We start from the raw sequence: 14,174 nt of genomic DNA on the forward strand, positions 1-14,174 counted from the left end.
CATGTTCAAAAACTATCTTAAAATCGCCTGGAGAAATTTACTCCGTAATAAGAGTTTTTCTCTATTAAATATTGTGGGTCTTTCCATTGGTCTGGCCGTAACAGCTCTTATTTTAATATGGATCAACTTTGAAATTGGTTTTGACCAATTTCATGAAAAGAAAGACCGGATTTATCAGGTGTATAATGAATACCCAATCGATGGTGAGATATGGACTTGGAACTCCACACCTAAGATAATGGGCCCTACCATTAAAAAGGATTATCCTGAAGTGGAAGGGGTTTCAAGATATAATTATGAGGATACTTTTTTGTTTTCAGTAGATGACAAAAGGATAAAATCTACAGGTACAATTGTAGATCCTGATTTTTTAAATATGTTTAGTTTCCCATTAATTGAAGGGAATATCAATACCGTGTTGGAAGATGTAAATTCAGTTGTTATTACCGAAACTTTTGCAAAGAAATTATTTGGTAATGAACCGGCTGTGGGTAAATTGGTTAAGGTAGATAATGCAGATTCATTTAAGGTTACTGGAATATTAAAAGACCTCCCAAATAATACAGGTTTTGATTTTGAATTTTTGATGCCTTGGTCCTACTTACAACAAAAAGGCTGGAATGATAAGAATTGGGGCAACAATTCTATTGCTACCTATGTAATGCTAAAGGAAGGAATCAATTATGGAGATTTTTCCAAGAAAATAAAGACGCTACGCAGTGCTTATGATAAAGACTCACCAGATATGGTAACTTTTCTTTATCCATATACAAGAGGACATTTATACTCCGAATTCGAAAACGGGAAAGAAGTTGGAGGCCATATTGATGTAATACGTTTGTTCGGTATCATCGCTATTATTATTTTGATAATAGCTTGTATTAACTTTATGAATCTGAGCACCGCCCGAAGCGAAAAACGTGCTAAAGAAGTAGGTATTCGAAAAGTTATTGGGGCTGAAAGACAAGCACTTGTTGGACAGTTTTTGGGGGAGTCCATTTTGATTTCATTCCTGGCCGCGATTTTGGCCTTACTAATTGTTTTACTTGCCTTACCTTCTTTTAGCATGCTTATTGACAAACCCTTGTCTTTAAATATCATGGATATTCGATTTTGGATACTGGCTTTAGGAACGATATTGTTTACAGGAGTTTTAGCAGGAAGTTACCCCGCATTATATCTTTCAGGTTTTAGGCCTTCCGCAGTTCTAAAGGGAACCTTTATGAAGATGAAAAGTCCTGTGACTCCCAGAAAAGTTTTGGTAGTACTTCAATTTTCATCTGCTATAATTTTAATTACTGCAAGTCTGATAGTAACACAACAATTAAATAAAGTTCAAGATAGGCAAACGGGGTATTCAAAAAATAATTTGATTTATTCCATGATGGAAGGTGATATTGAAAAAAACTATATGCTAATCAAGGAAGAACTTTTAGCTGCCGGAATAGCCGAGTCAGTGACCAAGACAAATTCTCCAATAACAGAATCTTGGAGTAATACATGGGGTTTTGAATGGAAAGGCAAGAGTGAGGATAATATGACTTTAGTACACAGACTTATTGCTGACGATGCGGTTACAAAAACCCTGGGTCTTGAAATCATCAATGGTCGAGACTTCAATTTGAATGCCTACCCGACTGATTCAACCGCTGCTATTGTAAACGAATCGATGGTTGAACTCATGAATTTTGAGGAACCAATTGGACAAACGGTTAAAGACAATGGTATCGAATGGCGAATTATTGGTGTAGTAAAGGATTTTGTTATGAACTCACCTTTTCAAAAAGTGGACCCTATGGTTATTGAAGGAGCAAAGGCTTGGTTCAATGTAATTCATATCAAGTTAAATCAAGATGCTAGTACAAAAGAAAGTCTAGCGCAAACCGAGATTATTTTTAAGAAATACAATCCTGAATACCCTTTCAATTATGAATTCGTTGACCAAGAATACGCCAAGAAGTTTGATGATGAAAAAAGAACAGGGCAATTAGTAAGTCTATTTACCTTGTTGACCATTTTTATTTCTTGTTTGGGCTTATTTGGTCTCGCCAGTTATATGGCGGAAAACAGAATTAAAGAAATCGGTATTCGAAAAGTTCTAGGCGCGACCGTGAGTGGAATAACAACACTGCTTTCAAAGGATTTCCTAAAATTAGTACTCATCTCACTATGTATTGCAATACCCATTTCATGGTATGCGATGAGCCAATGGTTACAAGAATTTGCTTATAGAATTGATATTTCTTGGTGGATTTTCGCTCTTGCGGGCATTCTTGCATTGGGAGTCGCTTTTCTTACCGTGAGCTATCAAGCAATAAGAGCGGCCAAAATGAACCCGGTCAAAAGTTTACGAACGGAATAGATAAATAAATAATGCTATGTATAAACTCTTCTTAAAAATCGCTACTCGCTATTTACTCAAGAACAAGTTATATTCCTTCATCAATATCTTCGGATTGGCAATTGGAATTGCATCCTTTGTTCTAATTATGCTATATGTGAATCATGAAAAAAGCTATGACAAGTTCGAAGGTTCTGAGAATGTGCATCGTCTTTATATGGACTATTTGGAAGGTGGTGAATGGGTAGAAGGTGACGCAAACGCATATATCGTAAGTGCACCTACACTCAAGGAGGAGTTTCCGGAAGTATTGGATTTTGTACGGCTAAGACATATGAACGGGGTTGTTCTTATGCGTGACAACATTGTTTTTGATGAAAACAAAGGATCCTTGTCGGATCCTAGTTATTTTGAAATTTTCGATCGTGAATTGGAAAAAGGAGATGTTAATCAAGCCCTGTCCGAACCTTACTCAATAGTACTGACAAAGTCTTTGGCAAAAAAAATATTTGGGTCCGAAGTACCTATGGGCAAATCTTTGAAGGTATTTGATAATGACAGTCCGGCATTTACGGTTACCGGAATCCTAGAAGATGACTTACGGAATACACATATCAAAAATGATTTTTTAATCTCTTTTAAAACTTTTTATACATGGAAATCATTTGAAGGTGATTGGGATTACACCTGGAACCAGAATATCTATTTCACATACTTACAACTTGACCCCTTGGCTGATGCCAATCTCTTGAAGAAGAAAATAATGGACTTCAAAGTAGATGGTCTCCAATTTGAAAGACACAATATTGAACCTCTAGAAGACATTCACCTCTATTCAGACAAACCTTATGAGGCTGAGTCCAACGGAAGTGCAAGTAGGATAAATTTTCTCTTAGCTATTGCGTTGATTATTATTGTTCTTTCTTGGTTGAATTATGTTAATCTTTCAACAGCTAAGTCTTTGGAAAGAGCCAAGGAAACCGGAATTCGAAAAGTAGCGGGTGCGCAAAAACCCCAAATAGTTCTGCAATCACTGCTAGAATCTTTATTACTCAATTTAGTAGCCATTACTATTGCCATTTTTATTGTGGTTATGGTTTTACCCATTTTTAGCAGTTATGTTGACAAAACCTTGTCATTGGGTTTTGTTAGTGTAAAAGAATTTCTTCCCATGGCAGGTTTTATCTTATTCGGAACCGTTTTATCAGGAATATACCCCGCATTCATTTTAAGTGGTTACTCCCCCGCAAGAGCGTTGAAAGGAAAAATACGTACTTCAAGAAGCGGTATTACAATTAGAAAAACACTCATAATGGGTCAATTTTTGGCCACGATTGTTCTACTCATAAGCACAATTATCGTTACAAAGCAAATCAAATTTTTACAAGACCAACCTATTGGAGCCGACCTGAACCAAGTTGTTGCACTAAGCGGTCAGGTATTGAACACTATGCCAGATTCCTTATTTGCTGGCAAGCTAAAAACATTCAAAAATGAATTGGAAAAATTTCCTTTTGTAGAAAGTACCGCAGGTGCAAGAACATACCCTGGTGGGGGATACGATGATTTAAACTCAAGTGTGGGTATAACGTTCCCTGATGGAAGACGAGATGAAAAGAGAATAACCTATAACTATAGCGTTGACCCAAATTATTTTGAATTGATGAATATGGAATTCGTAGCTGGCGAACCATTTAAAGTAAATTCAAAAGGTAATAGCAATCAGATTGTCATGAACGAAAAATTTGTTCGGTTCATGGGAATTTCCAAGATGGAGGAAGCGGTTAATAAAACGGTAAAATTTTTTAATTCGGATTGGGTCATTTCCGGCGTTGTGAAAGATTATCACCATTTCGGATTAAAGACTGATATAGAGCCCATGCTCTTGCGTTATGAATCCAACGGAGACAATCTTCTTGTAAAACTCAACCAAAGCAATTTGTCAACCGCAAATATTTCAAACGCAATTTCACAGATTGAAAGTAAATGGAAAGAAATTTTCCCTAAAAGCACCTTCAACTATACGTTCTTAGATCAAAATTTCGAAGCTCAATATAATGAAGACAGGGCTTTTGGTTCGGCCTTCCAAATTTTTACAATCATGGCCATTCTCATAGCCTCAATGGGCCTATTCGGTTTAACATCGTATAGCTGCATTCAAAGAAAAAAAGAGATAGGGGTGCGTAAGGTTAATGGTGCCAGTATTATTCAAATACTATCCCTTCTCAATGTAGATTTTGTCAAATGGGTCGGAATCGCTTTCATCATCGCAATCCCAATATCATGGTTTGCCATGAACAAATGGTTGGAGGGCTTTGCCTATAAAACAGCGATGAGTTGGTGGGTGTTTGCCCTTGCGGGAGCAACAGCTTTAGTTATCGCTTTGATAACGGTTAGCTGGCAGAGTTTTAGAGCAGCAGTTACCAATCCGGTAGAATCATTAAGAGATGAATAAGGAAAAATAAATGAGAACGATATGAAAAAAGCAACAGCGGTACTGCTGACATTACTCTTTATAACAGCGACCTTTGCCCAAAAAAGAATCAAGGGCAACGGCAACGTCGTGACTATTGAAAGAACCACAAATGATTATGACGGTATTGCCGTATCTGGTTTTTACGAGGTAGAATTGGTCAATGGTCAAGAAGGAAATTTAACCCTAAGAGGGGAAAACAACATTTTGGACCACATCGAAACCGAGGTCAAAAGTGGTACACTGTATATAAAATCGATAAGAAATAAAACGCTTATTCCTTCACGTGGAGAAGGGGTTTTTATCACTATTCCCGTTGATGAAATAGATTTGATTCGGCTTTCGGGATCCGGAAATTTTATTGGAAAAAAAACGCTAAGAACTAACAGACTAGATATCCAGGTATCAGGTGCGCGAAATATAGATTTGACAGTAGAAACTGAATATGTATCGGTTCAGACATCGGGTTCGAGCAATATTCGAGTAAAGGGTAACTCCGAAGAACTCAGGGTACGCTCTTCAGGATCTTCCAATGTAAAAGCTTTTGATTTAGAGGTAAATAAAGCCACCTTTGAACTATCTGGTTCTTCTGATGTGGAGACTACAGTAAACGAATCTCTTGTGTCAAGGGTCTCAGGCTCCGGTAATATTAGATATAAAGGAAATCCAAAAAAAATAAATACAAAAACTTCTGGATCTGGAAATGTTTCCAGAAATTAATACCAAAATACAATGCTACTACAACTAAACAATATTTTCAAATGGGTCAATTCAGGAGGTCAACGAATCTTCCTTTTAAAGGACATTAACCTTGAAGTTGAAGAAGGAGAATTTATCTCAGTTATGGGCCCCTCTGGTTCTGGAAAATCTACACTGCTCAATGTTATTGGAATGCTAGATACATTTGATGAGGGAGAATACAATTTCTTGCACGAATCAGTACACACTCTTAAAGAAAAACATCGTGCAAATTTGTATAAAGAATATATCGGATTTGTATTTCAATCCTATCATTTGTTAGATGATCTTACCGTAAAGGAGAATCTTGAAATGCCATTATTATACAAAAAGTTCAAAGGCTCAGAACGAAAAGCTATAGTGGCCGATATGCTTGATAGATTCAATATCGTAGGCAAAAAGGATCTTTTTCCTTCGCAGTTAAGTGGTGGGCAACAGCAATTAGTTGGTGTTGCAAGAGCGCTAGTAGCAAACCCTAAACTTATATTGGCAGATGAACCAACAGGGAATCTAAATTCGCAGCAGAGTGAGGAAATTATGCAGCTTTTCAAAAAACTCAATGAGGAAGATGGTGTCACAATTATTCAGGTGACACACTCTGAGCAAAACGCGGCGTATGGTTCAAGGATTATTAATCTTTTGGACGGTCGAAAAGTTTAACAGTACTTTTTGCAATTCAAAGTTAGTCGGATTAGAACCAAACAAAAAAAGCTCCAAGTTTCCTTGAAGCTTTATTAGTAGCGGGGACTGGACTCGAACCAGCGACCTTCGGGTTATGAGTTTGAAAAAACTCCCTGTTTTAGGCCTTTTCGACGCTTTTTTTATTAAAACCGTATACGGTATCGTATACGCTGATTGAACAACTTATTTAATCAAAAATACCGATTAAAATTCGAATTAGAAAGGTTTGCGAAATCACTTCACCTGCTGTACAAAAACAGTAGCGCCCAAATTGTATTTGTTGGATCTATAGTTTTTTTTCTTCTGAAAGTCAATATGAACGATTTCCCCAAAGTTACCTTTTTGTTCTATGGTATGAATGACCTTCAAGATGTCGGTATAGTTCCCATTGAGATTGAAACTATAAGTATATAGGCTATTTTCTCCCATTTCATAAAGATGAGGTTGGTTGAAGTCCATTACTTTGATGTTGTTTTTGCTTGCTTCTTGGTTAATGGTACGAAGTAAGTTGTTCTGAATAGAAGTATCAACCAAATCCATTTTACCTAGTATGGAGTCATAGTGTACATCCTTTTGGCTTAGTATTGCCAACTTATTTGGAATATCCTTGAACTGCTCCACTTGCGTATCGAGGCGTTTCGATTCGTTGCGTAACAAAACGGTTTTATTAATTGCAAGATAATAGCTTGCAAATAACAAGACCACTATGCCGATAAACAATAACTTATTTCGATTATCTATCTTCATGGAATCCTATTTCGATTAAAAAATTCGAGGTGCTCTTTCCTGCATAATCATAATCCAGGGTCTCTACGGAATTTATCCATTCTTCTTTTTCAAGTTCTTCCACCCAAAATGAAAAAGCATTTACGTCTTTTGAAATACCGGATACTAGCATAGTTCCTTCTTCCAGCAAAATAGGTTTGTTTTCCCGGACGGGTTTGGCCAAGGGTTGGTATTTGATATCACTTAATAAAATGGAAGTCGGAATACGTTGTGCGAATAAATCCAAATAATAAGTCGCCTTAGAATTTGAAGATTTACTTAAAGTTTCAACGCGTTCTTGTTTTCTTTTTACCGAGGCGTCCAAAAACGTCAATTCGTCTTTTTTTGAACTGGTCGCTTCCATAGCGGCATTCAAATGGCCGACTTCTTCATGATAGGAATTGTATGCAAAGAAGTTTCCTAACAGCAAGACAATAAAGAATACCAGAGAAAATTTTAAAACCTGATTAAATATCCGGAAGTTCCTAAACTCCCATTTGAGGTTCTCAGTAACTTCAATAAAATTCGTGCTTCTTGCACTTTGATTCAAATTACCAAGAATTTGGGAAAAAGATAAAAGATAGGAACTTGATAGTTCTAGACCATTGATTTTATAAAGTCTTTTGTTTTCCGCTTTGGCGAGAGTTAAGCTTTCAATCGTCTTGTTTATTATGTTTATTTCATGGTTAGAAACAATCATGGTTTCTTCTTCCAAATATGGTATGACATTTGTCAAAGCTGAGACTCCTAAAGAGAAGGTAGAGATTTTGACTTTTAACTCTTGCAATTGCCTAAGAATGGAATCAACAGATTCCCTTCTCGATAATGTAACAACCGGTGATTTTTCTTTCTGAATAACTTCATAGTAAAAGTTGTTTAAATCAATATTTGGAAATGCTTGATATACAATCGCCTCAACATTCGTGTTGTTGTTGAAGTCTACTTTTTTCATTAGAATATCTGAGGTGTTAATGCATAAAAATATGGGATATTTCTTTTGAATGGAGGAAGGAAGTGCATCCAAGGATTCCAGCTCCTTTTTGTTGGTAATCAACAGTTCGCCTTTACTTTTTTTAAGTTCCAAAAGGTAATAGGCTTCACCTTTTTCAGATTCGGAAATCTCCAGACCTGAATAAGTAAACCCTTCTTTTAGATATGTACGTAGTTTTTTTACCATTAATAAATAACAGTGGGTTTGATAAGGATTGTCAATTTTTGCTTAGAATCTTCCCGCTTTCTTTTGCTAAACAACCACTTAATAACGGGTACTCTCGCTAACAAGGGTACTCCATTCCCAGAGTCGTTTTTTACTTTTTCTTCCAACCCACCTAGAATGGCTAGGTCTTGGTTTTGCATTCGTATAATAGAACTAAACTCTCGAGAGGTCAATCCCGGAGGGGCATCATCTTCGATACGTTCGCCATTAAAATCAGATTGTATTACATTGATGTCTAAAGTCACTTGCCCGTCACCGGATACTAGGGGTTTTATGCTGATGGCAAGCTCGGCATCAATGGGCTGGTAGTTTCGGACCTCAGAAGTTGTTGGAATCTGCGAACCGAAAAAGTTCTGATTGGTCACCACATAATAAGTGGTCTCACCGATGGATAGGTTCGCTCTATGTCCATTCAAAGTTGACAATTTGGGAGAAGAACGGATTTTAAGATTTCCATTTTCCTCCATGGCCTTGATATTGGCAAAAAACTCGGGAATTACCCTACCCATGTTGAAAGAACCAAAACCATCAAATCCACCTATTATTTTGTTTACTGTGCTGGCACCTAGATTGACATTGGCATCGGGAAATAACTTTCCAGAAGTGTTTACCGGTGCATCTCCGATACCCCAGCTGATTCCGGTTTCAACCGTAGCTGATTTTTTAACTTCGATAATCATTACCTCGATTAGCACGACAGGTACAGGTTTATCAATTTTTTCTATGAACTTCTTGAATCGATTGATGTTGGCTGAAGGCCCACTGACAAAGAAACTGTTCAGTTCATAATCTACCCGGATATCTAGTTCCGATTTAATCTCATCGGGTAGTATGCTTACTATTGCTTCTGCATTATCCTGATAATCACCAAAACCATTCGATGACTGGGTATTTATTGATCTTCTATTATTTCCAACGCCACCTTGCTGCCCACCTTGTGAGCCATTTCCGAAGTAATTCACCCCACCTGATGAGGTTCTACCTGATGTTCGGGTCCCCCCTGATTGAGAAGGATCACCTAATAGTTCTACGGAGCGGTGCATCATTTGTACGACCTCTATTTTGCGAAGACTAAGTTGATCCGCAGTACCGAAGAAATAGATATTGTTTTCCTTTTTATAAGTGAAATTACTTGGTAAACTTTGCGCTATTGGAGCATTATTTGGACGGGAGTTTCGATTTGAGTTATTTCCACCGTTATTCTGAGGAGCTTGTATACTTGCCCCTTTCCCAGCAAAAATATGTTCTAATAAGTCATCGAAATAGATGCCTTGGGCGTTAAAAGTCACATTTCCTGCCTGTTCTAATGGAGTAGCGGTATAGATATCGAGTTTCAAATCATATCGTAAATCATTGATAATAGATGCTATCGGTTTGTTTTTAAAATCTACATCCAATACCTTTCTTAAAGTATCCAGTACTTGATAACCTGTGTTATTTCTTGTAAGTCTACGTTGAGATTTTGAGGAGTTTTGCGAGCTCCCTTGAAAGCTATCGAACAAATAGAAACCATCTTTCGATTTTGAAAAAACCATTCCATTTGTGGAAGCTAATTTTTCCATGGCAACATCGAAAGGAACTCCGGAGAGATAAGCGTTAAGGGAATTCATTTCAAGCCCGTTGGAATACAACAAGTTTTTTCCTGTAACATCCATTATTTTTCGAAACACCTTTTCTAAGGGGTCGTTCTGAATATCTAAAGAAATAAGTTCCCCGCTTGGTTGGTAAGTAACCAAGATTTCCTTTTCCTTTGGAATTTCTATTGGAGGTGAAAATTGTTTTATGGACAATATATTTCCTGTAAATTCTATATCAAGCTGATACTCTTTGCAGAGGTAAACCAATAAATCGCTAACCGTGACATTTGAAAAATTGTTGACAATACTAATGTTTGCAATATCTGGTGAAACGGACATGTTGAGCTGATGGACCTTAGAAACAGCCAACAAAAAGTTTGGTAACGTCACATTGCTCACGTTGATTTCCAACTTCAGATTTTCCTTTAACTCTGAATTTTCAACAGACAATAGTTCCAAATTGTTTTGAATCTGTTGAATGCGTTGCGATTCCTGAGCAGTGATGCTAAAGGTTATCAGAAGGCTTATTATTAATAATAGGTTTTTCATTTTTGGTTGGGTCTGTTGGTGAACAGGTCGATTATTTTAAACCCTTTCTGGGCCTAGTTGGTTAGTAATGAATACACTTCTTCAATAGAAGTGAGCCCAGATTTTATAAGATTTAGGGCATTGTCCTTTAGGGTCATTATCCCTTTTTCTTTTAACTGATTATCAATCTCCAAATGATTGTCCCGAATAGGAACCATAAGGTCTTTGCTAATCGGTAATATTTCATAAATCGCTTTTCGACCATGGTAGCCGGTATGGTGACAAGTATTGCATCCCACGGCGGCGTAATGAGATTTTAAGTCCTTAGGAATTTCAAAACCCTGTGGAAACAATTTGGTGTCAATCACACTTTCCTTTTTACAATCATTGCAGAGCTTTCGTACCAAACGTTGCGCTATGCTCATGTTAAGTGTGCTGGCAATTAAAAACGATGGAACACCCATATCGATTAATCTGGAAATTGTGCCCCAAGAAGAATTCGTATGTATAGTGGACAAAACAAGATGCCCTGTCTGAGCTGCTCGAATGGCGACATTCGCAGTATCGGCATCCCGAATCTCCCCAATCATAATGGTGTCGGGATCTTGGCGTAAAAAAGTCTTCAAGGTTCGGACAAAATCCAAACCTATATTTTCTTTAAGTTGAACTTGATTGATGCCATCCAAAGTATATTCGATAGGATCTTCCAAGGTGAGGATATTGTCCCCTTCAGTATTGAGTTCTTTTAATGTTGCATATAGTGTGGTGGTCTTTCCTGAACCCGTAGGTCCCGATATCAAGATAATTCCGCTGGGCTGTTTCAAGCCCTCACGATAGTTCAGCAATTCCTTTTCGGAAAGCCCCACTCGTTCTAAGTCAATGATGGTACTGTCTTTACTAAGAATACGTAGTACCAGTTTTTCCCCATGAAGAATAGGCAAGGTAGATACTCTTATGTCAAACTCATTACCATTTGTATTTATCGAAATACGGCCATCTTGTGGAAGGCGCTTTTCGGCAATATCAAGATCTGCTTTGATCTTAACCTTATTGACTATCATAGGATATTCCTCTTGTGGAATGGTAAACTGTTCAATCAACTTGCCATCCAATCGAAAACGAACACGACATCTCTTCTCATAGGGCTCAAAATGGATATCACTGCTTCCTACTTGTTTGGCATCGATTAATATTTTTTCTAAAAAATCATTTGTATAGGTAAGCTGGGTATTGGTCTTTTGTTTCGTTTGTCTATAATTAGACGACAAGTACCGTTGCAATTCTTCCTTATCACATTTTTCTAAAACGACTGGCGTGTCCAAAACAATCTTTAATTCCGCCAATAATTCCTTAAGTGCGTCACTATCCGTTTTTAGTATAATTCCTCCGTCGGTATCCATAATAGGTACGATGCGATAATGAAACGCTTGTTCAGCGGTTATTTTTTGTTGAAGGTCAGTAGGTATGTTGTAGGTTTCTAATTGCATGGCTACACTATGTATAAAGATGGGGTATTAGGAAAAAAACTCACTAGGGTCACAACAATCAAAAAGGATCCCATGAGACCTGCTAAGGGGATAGTATCTTTTTCCTGTTTTCCTTTAGAAACTAGAAATACGATTAATGAAAATAATATTGCTCCCACAAACAAGATGAGAAAGGTTATGGTAGGGAAACCTAAGGCAAATGCATAGAAGAACAACAAGTCGCCAAGACCAAAACTAACGTTAAGAAATTTCATTTGTGCTACATACTTGGTGTATACAAAAAGCGCCAAAACAATTCCTGTAATCAAAAGCATGTTGGTAAATACGAAAGGGTAGAATTGTTCGAATGACGTATTCCATATATATAACAAACCAAGTAAGAATCCAATCACAGGGAAGAGTATCCAAGAAACCATTCGTTCCTTAAAATCTTGGAATGCTATTAGGGCACATACAAGCACCAATGTTATTTTTAGTAGGAGTATCAATCTTTGATAATTTGCTTGGGGCTGCCCTGTTCGTCTATCTCCCAAACGTTCAGTACACCATCGCCATCAAAGTCGGTAACGGCTTCTGCCCTTGCCTTGAAAGTAGCATTATCTGCACTTACAATTTCATAGCGATAATTCGCAGTACCATTTTCCTTTACGGTCTTGGGAGCAACAAAGTCCAACTCGTTAAAATCAACCGAGTATTTACTATACATATAGTTATGCGTGGTTTGCGCATTATAAATTGCTTTTAGCTGTGTTTGAGCTTCAACTGCTTTTGCTTTGGTAATCAATGGCATTAAATTAGGAAGCGCTAGAAGCAATAGAATACCGACAATAGCGAGAGCGATAAGGGTTTCCTGTAAATTTAGAGAAGGGACTTTCTTCATATTTTTGACTTTAATTCGGTTAAATTAAGTCATATAATAACTGTTTATTTTATCGAATATTATGTACTGTTTATCGATTTTTCGTTCGCATCAAATAATTATGATTTCACAACAAAGTCGTCTTAGCTGACAACATTTTTATACTAATTCTGAAAGTAGAACGTAGTATTGCTGAATTGAATTACAGATTTTTCGTCCTAACTATGTAAATATTAAGAAAATCTGTTTTTGAATTATTTCAAATATTTCAATCAACCAAATTCTAATAACTAATGTCCTTATTTAACAATCTAGCAGCCAATACTTTGGGTGCTGTCGCCAACTTCAATTTCAACTTTAAAACCAGAATTATGAAAAATCTAAGCGGCCTTTTGGCGGTATTAGCACTCTTTTTATGTACCCTATTTTCATTTGGGCAAACTAATCTAATACAGAATTCCTCTTGGGGAGATATTAATCCTAGTACCAACTTACCTCGATATTTTGCTCCCTACGGTGCAAATTTTGGTGCGGTCAATACCGTTGAAATCGGTATGGGGCCACATAATAATATGGTCACTTTATGGAAAGGGGTTGCTAATCTCAATACTGGGCAGGGTGAAAACCAAGATGGTGGACCTATTAGTGCATTCTTTAATCCTGATATTTCCAAATCATATCGTTTTACCGTATGGGTAAAAAAGCAAAACTCGTTTGACGGAAAAGTTTTACTTGGCCCCCAGGTATATGACGCAGGCACAAACAAAATGGTTTTGGATGCCAACGGAAATACGGTAGCTGCACCCTATTGTGTAAATGGTGATTTACCAAGTTTGGATGAGTGGTATCTCTTTGTTGGCTTTATTCACGAAAGTACGTATGACTTAGCAAATAACCCTACCCAAAGTATGGTATATGACCAATTTGGTAATGCTGTCACAAGCCTAAGTTTGACTGACTTCAAATTTGACCCGAACGCGGTTCGAATGCGAATTTTAAACATACAAGTACAGAATGCGAATGCAGCAGATGAAATTTTTTTCTACGCCCCCACACTTTATGAAATCAATAGCCAAATGCCATCGATTACTTCGATTCTAAGCCCTGTCAGCACAGCAAATACCGTTTGGAACGTTGATGGAAGCGATTTGAATTATGTAGACGGAAATGTAGGTATTGGAACAGGAAATCCTGGTGCTTGGAAACTGGCAGTAAACGGAAACATTCGTGCAAAAGAAATTAAAGTAGAAACAGGGTGGGCTGACTATGTTTTTGCCGATGATTATGTTTTGCCTTCTTTGGAAGAAGTTGAAAGACATATTAAAGAAAAGGGTCATTTGATAAATATTCCTTCAGCTGAAGCAATAGAATCCAATGGAGTGCAATTAGGTGAAATGAACAAATTGCTCTTAGAGAAAATTGAAGAATTGACCCTGTATATCATCCAACAGAATAAAGACCAGAAAGAACTCGAAACCAGAATTCTCGAATTGGAAAACCAACAGTAGT

11 protein-coding genes are annotated in these 14,174 nt (G+C 37.2%); 5 read left to right on the forward strand and 6 right to left on the reverse strand.

What is annotated here, in order from left to right:
* Position 1 precedes the first annotated feature (1 nt).
* Genes FEE95_RS20865 through FEE95_RS20880 form a run of 4 tightly spaced genes read left to right on the forward strand, consistent with a single transcriptional unit; the run spans position 2 to position 6,212 of the window.
* Positions 2-2,362, forward strand: coding sequence for an ABC transporter permease (locus tag FEE95_RS20865; RefSeq protein ID WP_138659983.1), 2,361 nt, complete (start codon positions 2-4; stop codon positions 2,360-2,362).
* Between the two features lie 16 nt (positions 2,363-2,378).
* Positions 2,379-4,796: an ABC transporter permease gene (locus tag FEE95_RS20870; RefSeq protein ID WP_138659984.1), complete on the forward strand. Its 2,418-nt coding sequence runs from the start codon at positions 2,379-2,381 to the stop codon at positions 4,794-4,796.
* 21 nt (positions 4,797-4,817) lie between these two features.
* Complete coding sequence (locus FEE95_RS20875) at positions 4,818-5,534, forward strand: head GIN domain-containing protein (protein WP_138659985.1); 717 nt, start codon at positions 4,818-4,820, stop codon at positions 5,532-5,534.
* A 12-nt stretch (positions 5,535-5,546) separates the two neighbouring features.
* A complete protein-coding gene (locus FEE95_RS20880; RefSeq protein WP_138659986.1) occupies positions 5,547-6,212 on the forward strand; it encodes an ABC transporter ATP-binding protein in 666 nt (221 codons plus the stop codon).
* Between the two features lie 255 nt (positions 6,213-6,467).
* Here the strand turns inward: FEE95_RS20880 and FEE95_RS20885 are convergent, their stop codons facing one another.
* Genes FEE95_RS20885 through FEE95_RS20910 form a run of 6 tightly spaced genes read right to left on the reverse strand, consistent with a single transcriptional unit; the run spans position 6,468 to position 12,686 of the window.
* On the reverse strand, positions 6,468-6,980 hold the full coding sequence (locus tag FEE95_RS20885; RefSeq protein ID WP_138659987.1) for a hypothetical protein: 513 nt from the start codon (positions 6,978-6,980) through the stop codon (positions 6,468-6,470).
* Positions 6,967-8,175, reverse strand: a complete 1,209-nt coding sequence (locus tag FEE95_RS20890; RefSeq protein ID WP_138659988.1) for a hypothetical protein — start codon at positions 8,173-8,175, stop codon at positions 6,967-6,969. The genes FEE95_RS20885 and FEE95_RS20890 overlap by 14 nt, the downstream gene beginning before the upstream one ends.
* On the reverse strand, positions 8,175-10,340 hold the full coding sequence (locus FEE95_RS20895; protein WP_138659989.1) for a type II secretion system protein GspD: 2,166 nt from the start codon (positions 10,338-10,340) through the stop codon (positions 8,175-8,177). The genes FEE95_RS20890 and FEE95_RS20895 overlap by 1 nt, the downstream gene beginning before the upstream one ends.
* A gap of 53 nt (positions 10,341-10,393) precedes the next feature.
* Positions 10,394-11,806, reverse strand: coding sequence for a GspE/PulE family protein (locus FEE95_RS20900; protein WP_138659990.1), 1,413 nt, complete (start codon positions 11,804-11,806; stop codon positions 10,394-10,396).
* A gap of 2 nt (positions 11,807-11,808) precedes the next feature.
* Positions 11,809-12,294, reverse strand: coding sequence for a hypothetical protein (locus tag FEE95_RS20905; RefSeq protein WP_138659991.1), 486 nt, complete (start codon positions 12,292-12,294; stop codon positions 11,809-11,811).
* On the reverse strand, positions 12,291-12,686 hold the full coding sequence (locus tag FEE95_RS20910; RefSeq protein WP_138659992.1) for a general secretion pathway protein GspG: 396 nt from the start codon (positions 12,684-12,686) through the stop codon (positions 12,291-12,293). Before FEE95_RS20910 ends, FEE95_RS20905 begins: the two co-directional genes overlap by 4 nt.
* A gap of 350 nt (positions 12,687-13,036) precedes the next feature.
* On the opposite strand from FEE95_RS20910, the gene FEE95_RS20915 reads away from it, so the two are divergent.
* The gene (locus FEE95_RS20915) at positions 13,037-14,173 is read left to right on the forward strand and encodes a hypothetical protein (RefSeq protein ID WP_138659993.1); all 1,137 of its coding nucleotides are present in this window, start codon (positions 13,037-13,039) and stop codon (positions 14,171-14,173) included.
* The last annotated feature ends 1 nt before the right edge of the window (position 14,174 follow it).

It is taken from the genome of Maribacter algarum (ex Zhang et al. 2020) (assembly GCF_005885635.1).
GTDB lineage: Bacteria > Bacteroidota > Bacteroidia > Flavobacteriales > Flavobacteriaceae > Maribacter_C > Maribacter_C algarum.